13 protein-coding genes are annotated in these 17,626 nt (G+C 62.6%); 4 read left to right on the forward strand and 9 right to left on the reverse strand.

What is annotated here, in order from left to right; translation table 11 throughout:
* Positions 1-47: 47 nt before the first annotated feature.
* The 4 genes from AC0L2Z_RS08370 to AC0L2Z_RS08385 form a co-directional block, all read right to left on the reverse strand.
* Positions 48-2,075 carry a bifunctional metallophosphatase/5'-nucleotidase gene (locus AC0L2Z_RS08370; RefSeq protein WP_128170929.1) on the reverse strand — a complete coding sequence of 676 codons (2,028 nt, stop codon included), beginning with the start codon at positions 2,073-2,075 and terminating at the stop codon, positions 48-50.
* A gap of 176 nt (positions 2,076-2,251) precedes the next feature.
* A complete protein-coding gene (gene omp10 / locus AC0L2Z_RS08375) occupies positions 2,252-2,623 on the reverse strand; it encodes an outer membrane lipoprotein Omp10 (protein ID WP_473627577.1) in 372 nt (123 codons plus the stop codon).
* A 198-nt stretch (positions 2,624-2,821) separates the two neighbouring features.
* The gene (locus AC0L2Z_RS08380; RefSeq protein ID WP_473627495.1) at positions 2,822-4,267 is read right to left on the reverse strand and encodes a homospermidine synthase; all 1,446 of its coding nucleotides are present in this window, start codon (positions 4,265-4,267) and stop codon (positions 2,822-2,824) included.
* 184 nt (positions 4,268-4,451) lie between these two features.
* Positions 4,452-4,625: a hypothetical protein gene (locus AC0L2Z_RS08385; protein ID WP_287227824.1), complete on the reverse strand. Its 174-nt coding sequence runs from the start codon at positions 4,623-4,625 to the stop codon at positions 4,452-4,454.
* 438 nt (positions 4,626-5,063) lie between these two features.
* On the opposite strand from AC0L2Z_RS08385, the gene aztC reads away from it, so the two are divergent.
* Together aztC and aztD are read left to right on the forward strand one after the other, a co-directional pair.
* On the forward strand, positions 5,064-6,047 hold the full coding sequence (gene aztC / locus AC0L2Z_RS08390) for a zinc ABC transporter substrate-binding protein AztC (protein ID WP_473627497.1): 984 nt from the start codon (positions 5,064-5,066) through the stop codon (positions 6,045-6,047).
* A gap of 83 nt (positions 6,048-6,130) precedes the next feature.
* Complete coding sequence (gene aztD / locus AC0L2Z_RS08395) at positions 6,131-7,342, forward strand: zinc metallochaperone AztD (RefSeq protein WP_306454936.1); 1,212 nt, start codon at positions 6,131-6,133, stop codon at positions 7,340-7,342.
* A gap of 110 nt (positions 7,343-7,452) precedes the next feature.
* On the opposite strand, the gene AC0L2Z_RS08400 is transcribed toward aztD, so the two are convergent.
* The 4 genes from AC0L2Z_RS08400 to AC0L2Z_RS08415 all read right to left on the reverse strand — a co-directional run bounded on the left by AC0L2Z_RS08400 (position 7,453) and on the right by AC0L2Z_RS08415 (position 12,400).
* Entirely contained in the window at positions 7,453-8,115 is a 663-nt protein-coding gene (locus AC0L2Z_RS08400) for an aminotransferase class IV family protein (RefSeq protein WP_031254538.1), read from the reverse strand.
* Positions 8,064-9,209 carry an aminodeoxychorismate synthase component I gene (locus AC0L2Z_RS08405; protein WP_473480220.1) on the reverse strand — a complete coding sequence of 382 codons (1,146 nt, stop codon included), beginning with the start codon at positions 9,207-9,209 and terminating at the stop codon, positions 8,064-8,066. The genes AC0L2Z_RS08400 and AC0L2Z_RS08405 overlap by 52 nt, the downstream gene beginning before the upstream one ends.
* Positions 9,210-9,380: 171 nt before the next feature.
* A complete protein-coding gene (locus tag AC0L2Z_RS08410) occupies positions 9,381-10,202 on the reverse strand; it encodes a proton-conducting membrane transporter (protein WP_473627499.1) in 822 nt (273 codons plus the stop codon).
* Between the two features lie 359 nt (positions 10,203-10,561).
* A complete protein-coding gene (locus AC0L2Z_RS08415) occupies positions 10,562-12,400 on the reverse strand; it encodes a M3 family oligoendopeptidase (RefSeq protein WP_473627501.1) in 1,839 nt (612 codons plus the stop codon).
* A gap of 470 nt (positions 12,401-12,870) precedes the next feature.
* Between AC0L2Z_RS08415 and AC0L2Z_RS08420 the strand changes: the two genes are divergently transcribed.
* Positions 12,871-14,394 carry a sigma-54-dependent transcriptional regulator gene (locus AC0L2Z_RS08420; protein ID WP_027153233.1) on the forward strand — a complete coding sequence of 508 codons (1,524 nt, stop codon included), beginning with the start codon at positions 12,871-12,873 and terminating at the stop codon, positions 14,392-14,394.
* Positions 14,395-14,771: 377 nt separating this feature from the next.
* On the forward strand, positions 14,772-16,658 hold the full coding sequence (gene mepK / locus AC0L2Z_RS08425; protein WP_473627503.1) for a peptidoglycan L,D-endopeptidase MepK: 1,887 nt from the start codon (positions 14,772-14,774) through the stop codon (positions 16,656-16,658).
* A 153-nt stretch (positions 16,659-16,811) separates the two neighbouring features.
* Here mepK and AC0L2Z_RS08430 read toward each other — a convergent pair whose 3' ends face one another.
* Positions 16,812-17,450, reverse strand: a complete 639-nt coding sequence (locus AC0L2Z_RS08430) for a 2-dehydro-3-deoxy-phosphogluconate aldolase (RefSeq protein WP_287246109.1) — start codon at positions 17,448-17,450, stop codon at positions 16,812-16,814.
* Between the last annotated feature and the right edge of the window lie 176 nt (positions 17,451-17,626).

The raw sequence follows: 17,626 nt of genomic DNA on the forward strand, positions 1-17,626 counted from the left end.
AACCCGCCCAGTTAGCCGGACGGGTTTTCCAACGATGACCGAAGAATTCAGTTTGCGGCCGGGATGGTCAAGGTTGCGCCGACGGGAAGGCGGCGCGGCTCGTAGTCCTTGTTGGCATCGGAGATCGTTTTCCACCTGGCGCCATCGCCATAGGCCTTTTCCGCCAGGTCCCAATAGGTATCGCCGGCAACGATCACATGGCTGCTTTCGGCCGGCGTTGCCTCGGCCGGCTTTGCCGGTTCCGCCGCAGGCGCCGGTGCCGCCTCGGCTGGCTTGGCCGGCTCGGCAGGCGCCGGCGTTGCCGGGGCGGGTTCCGCCGGCACGGCTGGCGGTGTCGTGGCTATATCGTCCGAACCCGCCGGCGGTTCGGGCATCGCCGGGTCCGCAGCTGCGGCTGGAGCCGTTTCTGCTGGTTTTGCGGGCTCGGCCGGAGCGGGAGCCTCGGCCGGTTCCGCGGCGGCGGCGGCCGTGATTTCGGTGATGCGGCCATCGAGCTTCGGCGTATAGGGCCGATGCGCGCCGAGATAATCGGCGACCACCTGTTCGAGGCCCGGACCGTAATCGTAGGCGTTCTTGGCCTTGTCGGCGAAGACCCTATAGCCGTCGCCGCCCTGGCGCACAAAGTTGTTGGTGGCGACCAGGTAATCCTTATCCGGATTGATCGTGGTCCACGCGCCGCCTTGCATGACTTCGACCGACTTGACGCGCCCGGCATTCGGGGCGGCCGATTTGTCGAATGAATACTTCAGGCCGGCAACCTGCGGGAAGCGTCCGGCGCCGTCCTCGATCTGGCTGAGACCGTTCTCCAGCCCGGCAACCAGATCCCTGCCGGAAATCTGGAAGGTCGCCACTGTGTTCTGGAACGGCAGCACGTTCAGCACCTCGCCCATAGTGACGGTGCCCTGGTCGATCGAAGCGCGCAGGCCGCCGCCATTCGTGACGACGATCTGCACACCCTGGTCCTTGACGCGGTCGAGGACGGCATCGGAGACAAGATTGCCTATCTCGCACTCGCGGGTGCGGCAGTTCTCACGGCTGCCGTCGATCGCCTTCGTGGTCTCGGCGACCTCCTTGTTCTTCAACGCCTCGATCGGCGCGCCAAGCTCCTTGATGCGGGCAAGCACGGCGGAATCCGGCGTGATCGACTTGTCGAGGTAGATCGGGTCTCCGCTGGCTTGCTTGACGACGCCGTTGTCGTCGAACACGACCTTGAACTCGCCGAGATATTTCGAAAAGGACGCCGCCTGGACGACCGGCACCTTGTAGCCGTCCGGATTGTCGACCATCGTCGGGTAGGGGCCTTCAGCCTTGGGGTCGGTGTTGGACAGCAGCGAATGGCTGTGGCCGCCGACCACCACGTCGACACCCGGGATCTTGGCGATGACGTCGCGCTCGCGCTTGTAGCCGATATGGGTGACCGCGATGATCTTGTTGACGCCTTCTCCCTTCAGCTTCTCGACCTCTGACGTGATCAACTTGACGTCGTCCTCGATCGTGACGTTAGGGCCTGGCGAAGTGAGTTCCGGCGTGTCGTTGGTGACCGCGCCGACGACGCCGATCTTCTGGCCGCCGACCTCGATCACAACAGACGGTTTCACGCGGTCACCGAGCTTGGATTGCGCGTTGGCCTTCACGTTGGCGCCGAGCACCGGAAACTTGATCATGTCCAGGAACGGCGCCAGCGCCGCCTCGCCGTCGTCGAACTCGTGATTGCCGACCGCCATGGCGTCGAATTTCATCTGGTTGAGGAATTCGCCTTCGGTCTTGCCCTTGTAGGTCGTGTAGAAGAGCGAACCCTGGAAATTGTCGCCGGCACTGAGCAACAGCACGTTCTGGCCTTCCAGCTTCTTGCGCTCCTGGATGATCGCGGTGATCAGCCGCGCCGCGCCGCCGATGCACTCGCCCTTGGTCTCCTCTTCGGCCGAGCAGGTCGATTCATATTTGTTGTTGCTTTCGATGCGGCTGTGCCAGTCGTTGATGTGCAGGATGTTCAGCGTGTAGTCGGCAAAGGACATGCCGGTCGAAAGGCCAAGCGTAGACGCCGACAGGGCGGCAATGGCGGCGGTCTTCTTCATCTTCGTCTCCCGGATGACCTGTTTATGCCCTTGCTCGACTGGAACATAACAGCCGGCTTTTCGCCAATGTTCACATCGCGTTTTAGCCGATGCAAGCGGAATCGGGCCCAGCTTTGCCGGCACAAAAAGACGGCGGCCTCAAGCCGCCGTCCTTTGCAAAAGCATTCAGTATGGGCTCAGGTGCGTCGCGTCAGCACAAAGTTCTGCCCGCTCACGCTGGTGCAATTAAGCTGCGAGGTGGAGATCAACAAGCAGTTGAAGCTGATCGGCGTCTGGCGGATCAGCGAAGTGCCCTGGATTTGGACCGAGGTGCCGCCGGTCATGGCGTAGCTGCCGTCGGCAAGCTTCTGGCCGGTGTCGGTGGCGACGGTCTTGAAGCTGCCGCCGGTGAAGGTCGACAGGCCCGTGCCCTGCGCGTCGATCCATGAGCCTTCGACCGGACTCCGCGTGGCCGATGGTGGCCCGCCCGGGCCGGCGGTGGTGCACGCCGCCAAGGCGGCAGCGGCCGCGACAATGCCGGCCGAAAGCAATTTGCGCGCAATCGTCATCATCAAGATCCTCTCCTCTCGCATTGGCCCGAAAATCGATGCGATTTTTCGGAAAGCACGATGCGTACACTCGAACCACCAGAGCGTACTTTGTGCGTCCAAATGGATGCACGTCGCTCCAGGCCGCCTTCCTTCAATCGCCCGATTTCCAGACGATTGCAAGGCAGTGAGACATTGCTTTCGAACGAGGATGTTGAACTATCGAACGAGGATGTTGCGGAATTGCCATGGGTCGTTTTTGTCGAGGTCTTCCGGGAACAGCCCAGGGCGGTTGTCGAGCGGCGTCCAGTCGGTGTAATAGCCCTTGATCGGCCCGAGATAGGGCGACTGCACTTCCAGGCAGCGCCTGTAGTCCATCTCGTCCGCCTCGACGATGCCGGCCTCGGGATTTTCCAGCGCCCAGACCATGCCCGCCAGCACTGCCGAGGTGACCTGCATGCCCGTCGCGTTCTGATAAGGCGCCAGCTTGCGCGCCTCCACCAGCGACAGCTGCGAGCCGTACCAATAGGCGTTCTTGTCGTGGCCGTAGAGCAGCACGCCGAGCTCGTCGACACCGTCGACCAGTTCGTTTTCATCGAGCACGTGATGCACCGGTTGTGCGTTGCCGGCAGCGCCGAACATTTCGTGCAGCGACAGCACGGCGTCATTGCAGGGATGGTAGGCGTAGTGGCAGGTCGGGCGATATTGGACCTTGCCCTTCTTGCCGCGCAGGGTGAAGAAGTCGGCGATCGAGATCGACTCGTTGTGCGTCACCAGGAAGCCGTATTGCGGGCCCGGCGTCGGGCACCAGCTGCGCACACGCGTGTTGGCGCCCGGCTGCTCCAGATAGATTGCGGCCTTCGAGCCATGCTTGTGCTTCTTGCCGTTCTTCGGCATCCACGTCTCATGCGTGCCCCAGCCGAGCTCGGCCGGTTGAAGCCCTTCCGAGATGAAGCCTTCGACCGACCAGGTATTCCAGAACACGTTCATCGGCTTTGGCTTCTTGGTGCGCTGTGTGTCGCGCTCGGCGATGTGGATACCCTTGACGCCGGCCTTCTTCATCAGCCTGGCCCAAGCTTCGCGATCGTGCTGCGCGGGCTCCGAGAATTGGAGGCCAAGATCGGTGGCGAGATTGACCAGCGCCTGCTTGACGAACCACGAGACCATGCCTGGGTTGGCGCCGCAGGTGGAGATTGCGGTCGCCCCGCCGGGGTGCGCGCGCTTTTCTTCGATCATGGATTCGCGCAGCGCGTAATTGGTGCGGCTGCCGGTGTCGGCCTTGGTGTCGAAATAGAAGCCGAGCCATGGCTCGACGACGGTGTCGATGTAAAGCACACCCAGCTTGCGACAGAGCCGCATCAAATCCACCGAGCCGGTGTCGACCGACAGGTTGACGCAAAAGCCCTGGCCACCGCCTTTGGTCAGCAGCGGCGTCAAAAGCTTCTTGTAGTTCTTGCTGGTCACCGCATCCTGCATGAAGGTGATGTCGCGCTCGTCGAGCAGCTTGCGATCGGTATCGCGTGGGTCGATGACCGTCATGCGCGACTTGTCGAACTTGAAATGGCGCTCGATCAGCGGCAGCGTTCCCCGTCCGATCGAGCCGAAGCCGATCATCACGACAGGGCCGGTGATCTCACCGTAAACGGGCCAGTTTTCATTCGCCATTTTATCGATTACTCCCTCAGATAGGCTGAAAAGCCGGGCAAACAGACGCAAAGCGGAGCATTTTTTTTGCCCGACCGCCACGCGCTACAACCACAGATCATTGTCATAAACCAGCGAAAAGCCGCGAGCTACGCCGCATTCGTCATGTGGTTAAGGAGGACGACCAGTCGCTGACGGTCGGCGGTCATTTCCCGAGTTGGCCCTTGTAGTCGAGTTGGGCGAAGTCGGCCGCCCGCAATGGCGCGGCGAAAGATGCGGCGAGCACCAGCTCTCGTCGATGGTTCCCGATCTCGGTCACATTCCGGTGACACTCGGTAAGCGCAACAGCTTCGGTCGAGAGGCCGAACACTCTGCGCATGTCCGATCCATTCACCCTCGCGGCAGATCGCGCGAGGTCACATCGGCGACTGCCTTGCGAAGCCGGATCGTCTCGATTTTCTCGCCGGGACGCAATATGCCGGCAGTTTTGAGCACAATGGCGAGCGTCAGTTATAGTATAACATTTTGGATTGACGAACGTGATAACATAACATAACGGATCGTCAAGAGCGGGGCTGACTTCGATGGCTCCCGCGGTGATGGATCGAATGGCTGCTTGTGTGATCTTTCAAGACCTGACGCATCAAGACCTGCCGCTGGGCCGCAACAGCGCGCCTCGATGGGATCGTACGGCCCGGCGATCATTTGTCGGCGGGCACGATCCACATTGCCTTCTAATCTCTGCCGGGACGCGCGGCTGCTCGCGACGCGTCCGGCGCATCTCCCCCCGAACCGCTTGAACAAAGGAGTCGATCGAATGTCCAAGACGCTAAAACTCGCCGCCGTGATAGGCGCTATAACATCGATGCCAATCGCTCCGTCGGTGGCCGCTGCCGAGAACCTCAGGGTTGTCGCCAGTTTCTCGATCATCGCCGATTTCGCCAAGAATGTCGGCGGCGATCGTGTCGACATCGTCACGCTGGTCGGCCCGAATGGTGACGCCCATGTCTACGAACCAAAGCCGGCCGACGCGGCAACTGTCGGTTCGGCCGACGTGGTGCTGGTCAACGGCCTCCAGTTCGAGGGCTTCCTCCAGCGTCTCGTCGAGGCGAGCGCGACGAAGGCGCCGATCGTGGAATTGACCAAAGGCGGCGAGGTGTTGCGCAAGACCGAGGAAGAAGGTCACCACGATCAGGATCAAGCCGCCGAGGGCGGGGAAAAACACGCCGCGGCGGATGAGGGCCATGAGGAAGGGCGCCATCATCACGGCGAGTCCGATCCCCATGCATGGCAGTCCGTGCACAATGCCGAACTCTATGTGAAGAACATCGCCGACGCCTTCTGTGCCGCCGATGCAGCTGGCTGCGACACTTATCGGGCCAATGCCGAATCATACGGCCAGCAGCTCGAGGCACTGGAAGCGGAGATCAAAGCTGCCGTAGCTGAGATCCCCGAGGACAAGCGCACGATCATCACCTCCCACGACGCCTATGGCTATTTCGAACACGAATACGGCATAAAATTCCTGGCACCGGAGGGCGTCTCCACCGAATCCGAGGCGTCAGCCTCCGACGTCGCGGCCCTGATCAAACAGATCAGGCAAGACAAGGCTTCGGCAATCTTCGTGGAGAACGTCACCAATCCGCGCCTGATCGAGCAGATCGCCAGCGAGACGGGCCTGAAAGTCGGCGGTGAGCTCTACTCCGACGCCCTGTCGGATAAGAACGGTCCGGCTGCGACCTATCTCGAGATGATGCGGCACAACATCACGACGATCAAAGGCGCGATCCTCGGAAGCTGACCGCCAGCCCTGTGATGGAAAGGCGGTGCAATCCGCCTCTTCATCGATCACCAAGAGTATGTAATAACATTAAGGAGAATACTGTGACGATAAATTGGGCGTCAGCCACGGCTATCGCGCTGCTTGTGTCCCTATCAACAAGTGCTGCCCATGCCGAGGAGGTGACCGCATGGCGCCTCTTCATCTCGGATCACGCGGACCCGAAGGTGACCGTAGTCGATGCGATCGATGGCGAAAAGCTCGACACGCTTGAGATCAAAGGGCCGGCGTCCCTCCATCGCAGCGAAAGCGGCAGGACCGTGTTTGCCGTGCAGGGCTCGGCCGGCGTCGTTGCCGGGATCGCGAGCGGCATTTCCTTCGAGGACCACGGCGAGCACGGCGACATCGACGTCGAAGCGCCAAAACTTGCCGGCGTCGAGATCACAGGCAAGAAGCCGTCGCATTTCGTCGAGCATGACGGAGACTTCGCCGTTTTTTTCGACGGCGAGGGTGTCGCGCGCATCATCTCCGAGAAGTCGGTCCTGGAAGGCAAGCCGGATTTCAGGGAAGTGAAGACCGACGCGCCGCAGCATGGCGTCGCAGTCGCCTATGGCTCCCATGTCCTGCTTTCGGAGCCGAACCGGGAGAAGCCGGACGAACTCCCGGTCGGCATCAGGGTCGCTGACAAGGCCGGCGCGCCGATCGGCGGCATCCACGCCTGCCCAGACCTCCACGGCGAGGCGTCTTCCGGCAATATCCTGGCTTTCGCCTGCGCGACCGGCCTGCTTGTCGTCAGCCATGGCGACGGCAGCCCGGCGATCCGTCATCTGCCCTATGCCGACAGCCTGCCGGATGGCAAAACGACGACGCTGATCGGCGGCCGAGGCCTGCAATATTTCCTCGGCAACTACGGCGCCGACAAGGTGGTGCTGATCGATCCGACGATCGACAGCGACGCATTCCGGCTGATCAACCTTCCGACGCGCCGCGTGCATTTCGCGATCGACCCCGTTCGTGCAAAATTCGCCTACGTCTTCACCGAGGACGGCCAGCTTCACCAACTCGACGTGGTGAAGGGGGAGATCGCAAACTCGCTCAAGCTGACCGACCCCTATTCGATGGACGGTCACTGGAGCGATCCGAGGCCGCGTGTCGCGGTCGCCGGCGACAAGATCGTGGTCACTGATCCCCTGCAAGGCGTGCTGCATGTCGTTGACGCGACGTCGTTCGAGAAAACCGGCGACATTGCCGTCGAAGGCAAGCCCTTCAACATCGTTTCCGTCGGCGGCTCCGGTCAGACCCACGAAGGCGAATAGTCGCTCCTCCCAAGCGGCTGCCGCGCGTCCGGCCCATTCCTTCTCGGGCCGGACGCATCTTCTCCAACTCGCAAGGGAAACCATGGTTGAGACACAGCAATGGGTGAATTTCAGCCAAGCCGTGCCGGGATCAGTTCGCGCAGTGAATTGCCGACGAACAGCGCTTTGGCCGACTTCAGATCATCCAGGCTGTAGATTGCTTCGCGGGCGCGGCCTTCGTCCAGCAATTCGCCGCGCAACACACCAGGCAGCAAGCCGCAATCGAGCCGCGGTGTTGCCAGCGCGCCGTCGCCGAAATCGGCAAACAGATTGGTGATCGTGCCCTCACAGAGTTCGCCACGCTCGTTGGCCAAGAGAACCTCGTCGGCCCGGCTGATCAGATATTCGGCGCGCGCCCGCTGATAGATGTCCCGGCGGCTCGTCTTGTGGCGCAGCAGCGTGTCGCTTGAATCAAGCCGCACCCGCGCCAGTTGCAGCCTCCAGACCTTGTCGGCTGCGTGCGGCTCATAAGGCAGCGCCGAGACCGTCACCTTGCCGCTGCGCGACAGGACCAGGCGTGTACGCAAGACTATGTCCGGCCGGTCGACGGCGTTCTTGAGCATCTCGCCGACCTTCTGCGGATCGCAGGCAAAACCCAGTTCTGCCGCCGAGCCATAAAGGCGTGCCAAATGGCGGTCGAAACGGAGGAAGCCCTGGCCCGGCTGCCAGCGCATGGTTTCGATCAGCTCGAAATCGGCGGTGTTCCCGTCGCGTAGCGCGCTTTCAGCAGGCACTCCTGATACTCCTCCTCGGCCGTCGAATCGAAGACGACGCCGCCGCCGACATTGTAGACGGCCTCGCCGCTGGAAAAGAGCGATATGGTGCGGATCGCCACCGAAAAGCGCATCGTGCCGCCGGGCGCGATCCAGCCGATGGCGCCGCAATAGACGTCGCGCGGCGTGGCTTCCAGATCGTGCAGGATTTCCATGGCGCGGATTTTCGGGGCGCCGGTGATCGATCCGCATGGAAACAGCGCAGCGAATATCCGGCGGATGGTGAGGTCGGGCAACAGCTTGGCCCGCACGCGGCTCACCATCTGGTGGACGGTCGGGTAGCTCTCGATGCGAAAAAGCTCCGGCACCTCCAGCGTGCCGACTTCGCTGATCAGCGAAATGTCGTTGCGCAGGAGATCGACGATCATCCGGTTCTCAGCCTGGTTCTTCTCGTCATTGAGCAAGAACGCCTTCAGCCGCTTGTCCTCCGCCTTGGTCGCGCCGCGCGGGGCGGTGCCCTTCATCGGATGCGTCTCGATCATGCCTGCGGCGTCGATCTCGAAGAACAGTTCCGGCGAACGCGACAAGACGACCGGATCGCCGAGTGCGATCAGCGCGCCGTATTTCACCGGCTGGCGCTCCGTCAGCGCATCGAAGGCGGCCAGCGGATCGCCCGACCAGTGCGCATGAACCGGAAAGGTCAAATTGCCCTGATAGCAATCACCTTTGCGAATGTGATTGTGGAGCCGCGCAAAGCGTTTTGCATAGTCTTCCGAAGTCCAGGCGGCCCTCGCATTGAAGATCGGGCCGTTGGTCGACGGCGCGTCGCCGGGCACGACCGGCTGTTCGACAGGCGCGTCGAAGATCCCCAGGCAGACAAGCGGGGCGCGGCGTCCTCCCGGCAGCAGCGGAACGAGCTTCGGCTCGAGCAGGTAGCCGGCCTCGTAGGAGAAATAGCCGGCCAGCCATTTGCCGGCGTCATGCGCGGCCTGCGCAATGTCCAGCGCCGGCAGGAAATCCTCTGCCTCATGCGCCACGATGATGTCGGCCGGCTGGTCGAAGACGAGCTGATGAGCGCGCTCGTCATTTCGAAAAATTGCAGAGGGCAGGGGCATGGGACTCGGATGCTGCGATCGATGACGCCAGCTATCGCTCTATATGGCGGCTCGATCGCGCGCAATCGAGAGACCGGCGTCTCAAGACGCAAACGCAGCTAGTGCAAAAGCAAACCGGCGGCACCTCGCGGGCGTCGCCGGTCCCTTATGTGCTCGATGCCGGCAGGCAATTCAGGTGTTGCTCCCGATCCCCGCGTTCGGGAAGCGGCGCGCGAATTCCTCCTCATCGCCGGCGGCAAGCAGTTTCGCCTGCTCGATCCAGCGCTCACGCTCGATGCGGCCGTCGAAGTTCAACGTCTCCTCGATCCGCTTGACGTCGGCGGCCGTCCAGGCGGCGATTTGCGCGTAGGTCGTCACTCCGAGCCCGTGGAGCAATCGCTCGTTGGCCGGACCGATGCCGATCAGGCGGCGCAGATTGCTGGCTTTGCCCACCGCCGCCTTTGTTGTCGCGGCTTTCTTTGCCGCTGGCGCAGCGCTCTTTGGTGCAGCACTGGTTTTCGATGCGGGAGGTTTTGGCGCACTTGCCGGCGACGCACTTGCCTGCGACGCACTCGTTTTCGATGCACTGGCCTTCGGCGCGGCTGCCGCCTTCGCGGCCGCCGGTTTCTTGGAAGTGGTCTTTGCTGGCCCGGACTTTGCTGGCGCGGTCTTTGCTGACCCGGTCTTGGCGGGCGTCGTTTTGGCCGGCGTCGTATTGGCCGGCGCGGATGTCGCCATCAATGCCGGCGGTGCCGGGATTGCTGCCTTTGTCGCGCCGGTCTTGGTGCCTTGTGCCTCTCCCAACTGGCGCTCCAGGTCGGCGCGGGCGCCGCGGCATACTTCCAGCTCACGGGTGAGGCGGTCGGCGTCGGCGCGTACCCTGTCGCGCTCGCTGCGGGTGCGGTCCATGTCACCGCGCAGGCTGTCGAGATCGCCACGCGGGCGTCCCCAGATGAACCAGCCAACCAACACACCTGCCAGGAACGCCAGGAGCATGTAGAAAAAAGTGCCCATTGTCTCTCTCCAGTCCGATCCATCTGCCGTGGCCTGGGACCTTGGCACAAGGACCATTCAATGGTGGCTCCGCTGCTCGCGGAACAGCCGGCTTAAATCGCGCTGTCGGCGACCGGCTTTCCTGCCATGGCCAACGGCGCTGTCGCAAATCGTCGAATCCCCGTGACCGGCCGAAGATTGGCCTAAGCCCGCGCCCGACTGAGCTTGAGGCGGGACGCTATCATACGGCTTCCGGAAAGCTAACGGAAAAATTCCACGGAGAGTTATTCAAGAACAGATATTTAGAGCAAGAATAGAATGGCCCCAATATGCATTGCGGCTAAACTGTTCTGTCGAACCTGGATGTTCAGCGCTGTGTGTCAATTGTCCAAAGCTTCGAGCTCGTCGATCAGCCCGCCGATCACGCCAAGTCCAATCTGCCAGAAGGCAGGATCGGTGGCATCAAGACCGAAGGGTGCCAGGAGCTCGGAATGATGCTTGGTGCCGCCGGCGCGCAGCATGGCAAAATACTTGTCCTGAAAGCCACGCTCTGCATTCTGATAGACCGCATAGAGCGAATTCACCAGGCAGTCGCCGAACGCATAGGCGTAGACGTAGAAAGGCGAATGGATGAAGTGTGGAATATAGCTCCAGAAGACCTCGTAACCCTCGCGCAGCTTGATCGCCGGCCCGAGGCTTTCCGCCTGCACCTCCAGCCAGAACTGGCCGAGTCTGTCCGATGTCAACTCGCCGTTTTTGCGCTCGGCATGCACCTTGCGCTCGAACTCGTAGAAAGCGATCTGGCGCACGACCGTGTTGATCATGTCCTCGACCTTCTGGGCAAGCATGGCCTTGCGCTCGCGCCTGTCGGTGGTCTGGTCCAGCAGCGAGCGGAAGGTGAGCATCTCGCCGAAGACGGACGCCGTCTCGGCCAGTGTCAGCGGCGTCGAGGCCATCAGCGCGCCCTGGCCTGCGGCGAGCACCTGATGTACGCCGTGGCCAAGCTCATGCGCCAGCGTCATCACGTCGCGCGGCTTGCCCATGTAGTTGAGCAGAACATAGGGATGCGCCGACGGCACGGTCGGATGCGCGAAGGCGCCAGGCGACTTGCCAGGCCTTACTGGCGCGTCGATCCAGTTGCGGTCGAAGAAAACCCGGGCAATCTCCGCCATGTCAGGTGAAAAGCGCTGGTAGGCGGAAAGCACCGTGTTCTTGGCCTCGTCCCAGCCGATGATCGCTTGCGGGGTCTCCGGCAACGGCGCGTTGCGGTCCCAGTGGTTCATCACTTCCATGCCGAGCCAGCGCGCCTTCATCGCGTAGTAGCGGTGTGACAGGCGCGGGTAAGCGTCACGAACGGCTGAGGCCAGCGCATCCACCACGCTGCGCTCGACGCGATTGGCGAGATGACGCGAATCGGCGATGTCGGCGAAGCCGCGCCAGCGGTCGGAAATCTCCTTGTCCTTGGCCAGCGTGTTGGTGATCAGCGTGAACGTGCGCAGATTCTTGCGGAAGGTTGCGGCCAGCGCTTCAGAAGCCCGGCGGCGCACCTCGCCATCGGGATGCTGGAGGCGGTTCAGCGCCGGCTCCAGGGTCAGCTCTTCGCCATCGATGTCGAAGCGCAGATCGGTCATCGTCTCGTCGAACAAGCGGTTCCAGGCGCCGCGTCCGGTAATCGACTTCTCGTGGAGAAGCTGCTCGACCCGATCTTCGAGCTGGTAGGGTTTGTCCATGCGCAGATCAAGCACCCACGGCCGGTAGTGAGCGAAGGCAGGATCGGCAGCAAGCGCGGTTTCGATCGCGGCATCGTCGACAAGATTCAGTTCGAGCGCGAAAAACAGAAGATGCGCGCTGGCGTCGGTCATCTTCTCCTGAACGTCGCCATAGAGCTTGGCGCGCTGCGGATCCGCGGTGTTGCCGGCGTAGATCAGTCCGGCATAGGAGACGATCCGGCCAATCAGTTCCTCCAGCGCCTCATAGGCGGCAAGCGCCTCGCCCAGCCTGCCGCTGTCGGCACGCTCCGCCTCGGCGGCGAGCGTGCCTTTCCAGCGGCTCTCGAAGCTGATGGCATCGGCGAGCGCCTTGGCGATGTCGCGTTTCAGCTCGGGGGTGTCCATGCCGGAATAGAGATCGGCGAGATCCCATTCCGGCAGATCACCAAGCTCCGCCGCGCCCTGACCGGACGCCGCCGCCGCAAGCTGCCGACCAAAAACCATGCTCATTGCCGACACTTTCCAGATTGCAAGACCTGAGAGACCGTTTGGAAACTCTACTCTGGCGGCCATCTGATGGCGTTTTCTGCGCTTCCGGTGCTCACGGACCAGCGCATGACCCTGGAAACCGATTTCGGTTTCCGGAAAGGATCATGCGCCAACCAAAGTGTTAGAGCGTCCTTTGCGCGTCCAATGGACGCGCGGCGCTCTAATGTCCGCTGCGCGCCGGTTCTCGAAACCACCACCATATGCCTCGCCAGAGCGAATTTCGAAACAGTCTCTAAGCGGTCAGCCCCAAAGATTCAAAGGGCCAAAGATTCAAAGAGGATGAGAAAGCCGGTCAAATCCTAAGGAATTCGTTCACCGGGTTTTTTGAAAGCTTATTTAGAACCCTGTGCCAGGATGATCCATAGGGTTGGATTCCCCATTGGGAAGACACAGTGGGGTGGGCATATTGGGCGAGCATCGTTGAACCAGTCATGACAGGTTCCATACTCATAGTCGATGACGATCCCGTGCAGCGCAGGCTGCTCGAGGCGGCGGTGACGAAATTCGGCCACAGCGCGATCATCACGGATGGCGGCGAGGCCGGTCTCGATGCGCTCGACGGGCCCAAGGCGCGCGACGTATCGGTGGTCATCCTCGACCTCGTCATGCCGGGCCTCGACGGCATCGGCGTGCTGAAGGCGATGCGTGAGCGCGGCATCCAGGTTCCGGTCATCGTACAAACCGCCCAGGGCGGCATCGAAACCGTCGTTTCGGCCATGCGTCACGGTGCTTTCGATTTCGTCGTCAAGCCGGCATCTCCCGACAGGCTGCAGGCATCGATCGGCAACGCGCTCAAAGTCGAGGCGGTCGAGGGGGAAGTGAAGCGCACGTCGCGGCGGCGCGGCGGCCATCTGACCTTCAAGGACATGATCACGCACAGCCCGGCGATGGACCGGGTGATCCGTCTCGGCCAGAAGGCGGCCGCGTCCAACATCCCGATCCTTATCGAAGGCGAATCCGGGGTCGGCAAGGAGCTGGTGGCGCGCGCCATCCAGGGCAGCGGCGATCGCCGCTCAAAACCGTTCGTCACCGTCAATTGCGGCGCCATCCCCGACAATCTGGTCGAATCGATCCTGTTCGGCCACGAGAAGGGCTCGTTCACCGGCGCCACCGAAAAACACACCGGCAAGTTCGTCGAGGCGCATTCGGGCACGCTCTTCCTCGACGAGATCGGCGACCTGCCGCTCGACGTGCAGGTCAAGCTGCTGCGCGCCGTGCAGGACGGTGAGGTCGATCCGGTCGGCGGGCGTTCGACCGTCAGGGTCGACATCAGGCTGATCTCGGCGACACACCGCAATCTTCTGCAGCAGGTCAAGGACGGCAAGTTCCGCGAAGATCTGTTCTACCGCCTGAACGTCTATCCGATCTTCGTCCCGCCGCTGCGCGACCGTCGCGACGACATTCCGTATTTGGTCGAGCATTTTCTGGAGAAGGTCGCGCCCACCGGTCCACGTCATCGCCTGCACGGCATTTCGGCCGCGGCGCTCGCCATGCTGCAGGCCTACGACTGGCCGGGAAATATCCGCCAGCTAGAAAACGCCGTCTTCCGGGCCTCGGTGCTTTGTGAAGGCGATCTGCTGACCGAAGAGGAGTTTCCGCAGATCCGGGCGCAGGTCGAGGGCACCGTCAACCTCGATGCGCATGGCGCGCTGCCCGCGTTGCCTTTGGTCACCGAGCCGCTTGGCGAGGATAACGGCATCGCTGTAGCCGAGCTCGATCCGCCAGCCAGGCCGCAGCCTCGCTTCGGCACGCTGCGGGCGCTGGACGAACGCGGCAATGTGCGGGCGCTGGCCGATGTCGAACTCGAAATGATCAAGCTCGCCATCGACCATTATAGCGGCCAGATGAGCGAAGTTGCCCGCCGCCTCGGCATCGGCCGCTCGACGCTCTACAGGAAGCTCAAGGAATATGGCATCGATCCGGAAACGGGCCGTATCGACCGGCTTGCTTCCTGACAGGCAAGCCCGGACCAGCTTGCCAACCTGGCATCAGGACAATCGACAGTCGTCGAATCGGGCGTGACGCGGTCGGGCGACGCGCTTGCCGGCAGTGTTCACGCATTGAAGCGTCTGGTAACAGATCGTGTTCAGGCAAAGCCCAAAACATGATCTAAACCAGCAGTTTACCAAGAAACCCCGTGCAATATTTTTGACGGGATATCGCCACGGTGTTACCGCATTTCGGCTTCAATAAGCGATGATTAACCATTAGGATCGATATTCGGATGTGAACACCACCGCATCCGTTGGTCAAATCCGGGGACAAACGGCAGCCTGCAAGGCCTTTTGATTTGAACAAAGTCGAACGACACACAAACGGGCGGCACTATCACATGAGCGCCTGGCCGAGATGGCTGGCAGCGGTGATTCTCGCCTTTGGCTTCCTTACAGCGGCTGCGACCGGCGCCAGCGCCCAGACACGTTCGCTGAAACTCTACAACCTGCACACCAAAGAGAAGGCGGAGATCGTCTTCAAGCGCGGCGGCCGCTACGATCAGGCGGGTCTGAAAAAGATCAACGTCATCCTGCGCGACTGGCGCCGCAACGAGCCGACCAAGATGGATCCGCGCCTGCTCGACCTGGTCTGGGAGGCTTACCGGCAGAGCGGCGCCCGCGACTATATCCAGGTCGTGTGCGGTTATCGCTCGTCGTCCACCAACTCGATGCTGCGCAGCCGCAGCAGGGGCGTTGCCAAGAAAAGCCAGCATACGCTCGGCAAGGCCATGGACTTCTACATTCCCGGCGTGCCGCTGAAGAAACTGCGCGACATCGGTCTGCGGATGCAGGGTGGCGGCGTCGGTTATTATCCGAGGTCCGGCTCGCCCTTTGTCCACATGGATGTCGGCAATGTGCGGCACTGGCCTGGCATCAGCCGCCAGGAACTGGCGCGCGTGTTCCCCAACGGCAAGACGCTGCATGTGCCGAGCGACGGCAAGCCGTTGCCCGGCTATTCACAGGCGCTCGCCTCGTACAAGGCGCGCAAGGGCGCCGGCTCTCCCGCCATCGAAATGGCCAGCGCAGGTGGCGGTGCCAAAAGATCCGGCGGTCTGCTGGCGGCTTTCTTTGGCGGCGGTGAAGACGAGGCCGATGACAGCGCCGATGTGGTGGCCGCGCCAACGCCGAAGTCAACCAATGTGAAGCCGGCGAACGTGAAGCTGGCGAATGCCAAGCCGGCACCGGCCGCCAGGAACAGCAAGCTTCCGGGCATTGCCATCGTGTCGCCTGAGGATGCGCAGCGCGCCGAGATTCCGCAAATCGCCGATGCGCCCGCTCCGGAACCGGAGGAGGACACGCCGGAAACGATCATCGCGGCGCTGCCGGCGCGCAGCGTGCCGCTGCCCGATTTCGCCCCGCGTCCGAAGGCCGATGTCGCTCAGCCGCCCGAAAACGTTCCGTTCGGCGTGGCGGATGCCACCGCCACCACCGAACAGGCGGTGACGACCGCGCAAGCGCCGGCGAACGCTCCCTTCGGCATGGCCGAACCGTCCGTTGTCGCCGATGCGGCGCAGGTTGCGGCCAACAACATTCCGTTGCCGACCTGGCGCCCCAATCACTCGTTGCCGGCCGACCTTGCAGCGGCCGACCTTGCGCCGCAGGACAAGGCTGTGCTTCTGGCGCTGGCGGATACCGCCGGGCACGGCAAGACCGCTACCGATGTGTTCTCGGTGCTGCCGTCGGCTCGGCCCGATCTGGCCCAGCCCGAACTGGCCCAGCCTGACCAGGTCCAGTCTGCCGCAGTCCAGTCTGCCGCGGTCAAAGCCGTCCTCGAACGGGTCAGCGCAACCGACGAATACCAGGTCGCTTCGCTCTCCCAGCCAAGCGCGGTCCTCGGTGAGATGGTGAAGGGCAATGCCGCATCGCCGCGTGAGGCTGTCTTTGCCCGCCCGGCTGGCTCCGATCCGGCCGCGGCGATCGGCACGGGTGTGAAGACCACCCGCAAGGCAGCCAGGGCAACCGCCCGTGACCTGAAGCCTGGTCCCAAGTCCGTGGTAGTCGCCGCTGAGCCGACGGCGGCGCGCTGGGCGTTGAACAGCGGCGAGAATGTCGCCACCGTCTCCAGCGCGACGACGGCCCAGCGCTACGCCTACAATATCGTGCACACGCCGCCAACCGAAGTCTATACCGTGGGCTTCCAGGCGGACGATCAGTTGGCCGACGCCAACCGGTTCACCGGCAATGCCGTCAAGTTCCTGTCGGTCGCCCGCTTCAGGACCGAGTAGCGGATCGACCAACCAATAAAAAAGCCGCGCCAGTAACCCGCGCGGCTTTTTTTATGCATGTCGTTATCGCAAAACCGCTGCACGCCCTCGGGTCAGGCCCGAGGGCATGCTTTTGCGCGGCATGCATTGGTCTGCTTGGGGTGAGAGTTGTCTCTATCGCCCGAGCTTGCTCGCGGCGCGCGCCAGGGCTTCGATTTCGTCCCATTTGCCGGCCTTGACCAAATCGTCCGGCGCCACCCAGGAGCCGCCGACGCAGATGACGTTGGGCAGGCTCAGATAGTCGCTGGCGTTCTTGTCGGTGATGCCGCCGGTCGGGCAGAATTGCACATCGGCGAGCGGCGAGGCGAATGCCTTGAGCGAGGCGATGCCGCCCGACTGTTCTGCCGGGAAGAATTTCAGGAAGCGCAGGCCTGCCTCGCGGGCGGCCATGATCTCACCGGGCGTGATGGCGCCGGGCAGCAACGGAACGTCGCTGTCCTTCGCCGCCGCCAGAAGCTCGCGGGTGATGCCGGGGCTGACGATGAACTTCGATCCGGCTGCCGCCGCCTCGTCGAACTGGCGGGCGTCCAGAATGGTGCCGGCGCCGACGATGGCGTCCTCGACCTCGCTTGCCACGAGCCGGATCGCCTTGAGCGCATCAGCGGTCCGCAGCGTGATCTCGATCGCCGGCAGGCCGCCGCGCGCCAGCGCGCGCGCCAGCGGCACGGCATCAGCGAGATTGGCGATCTTCAGCACCGGGATAACCGGTTGGCCGTTGAGGAGCGACAGGAGCTTTTCGGTCTTGCTGGGCATTTGTCGTCTCTCCGGTATTGATCCGTTCAATCGGTTAGCAGAAGGCCGGTTTTCTGTCCACGAAGCGAAGCGTGTCGCGATGTCACGCGCTGCCGGCAAGTCCGTCAGACCGGCCGTCAAGGCCACCAAGGAGAGGCTGCTCCGCGCGCCGGCCTTGAATCGGCTTTCATGAGCGT

It is taken from the genome of Mesorhizobium sp. WSM4850 (genome assembly GCF_055811735.1).

What these genes read in the sequence shown, in the direction of transcription:
- AC0L2Z_RS08415 (WP_473627501.1), bottom strand. Translation starts at nt 12,400, where the DNA reads ATGAGCATGGTTTTTGGTCGGCAGCTTGCGGCGGCGGCGTCCGGTCAG.
- aztC (WP_473627497.1), top strand. Translation starts at nt 5,064, where the DNA reads ATGTCCAAGACGCTAAAACTCGCCGCCGTGATAGGCGCTATAACATCG.
- mepK (WP_473627503.1), top strand. Translation starts at nt 14,772, where the DNA reads ATGAGCGCCTGGCCGAGATGGCTGGCAGCGGTGATTCTCGCCTTTGGC.
- AC0L2Z_RS08370 (WP_128170929.1), bottom strand. Translation starts at nt 2,075, where the DNA reads ATGAAGAAGACCGCCGCCATTGCCGCCCTGTCGGCGTCTACGCTTGGC.
- AC0L2Z_RS08385 (WP_287227824.1), bottom strand. Translation starts at nt 4,625, where the DNA reads ATGCGCAGAGTGTTCGGCCTCTCGACCGAAGCTGTTGCGCTTACCGAG.
- AC0L2Z_RS08380 (WP_473627495.1), bottom strand. Translation starts at nt 4,267, where the DNA reads ATGGCGAATGAAAACTGGCCCGTTTACGGTGAGATCACCGGCCCTGTC.
- AC0L2Z_RS08420 (WP_027153233.1), top strand. Translation starts at nt 12,871, where the DNA reads ATGACAGGTTCCATACTCATAGTCGATGACGATCCCGTGCAGCGCAGG.
- AC0L2Z_RS08410 (WP_473627499.1), bottom strand. Translation starts at nt 10,202, where the DNA reads ATGGGCACTTTTTTCTACATGCTCCTGGCGTTCCTGGCAGGTGTGTTG.
- AC0L2Z_RS08405 (WP_473480220.1), bottom strand. Translation starts at nt 9,209, where the DNA reads ATGCCCCTGCCCTCTGCAATTTTTCGAAATGACGAGCGCGCTCATCAG.
- omp10 (WP_473627577.1), bottom strand. Translation starts at nt 2,623, where the DNA reads ATGACGATTGCGCGCAAATTGCTTTCGGCCGGCATTGTCGCGGCCGCT.
- AC0L2Z_RS08430 (WP_287246109.1), bottom strand. Translation starts at nt 17,450, where the DNA reads ATGCCCAGCAAGACCGAAAAGCTCCTGTCGCTCCTCAACGGCCAACCG.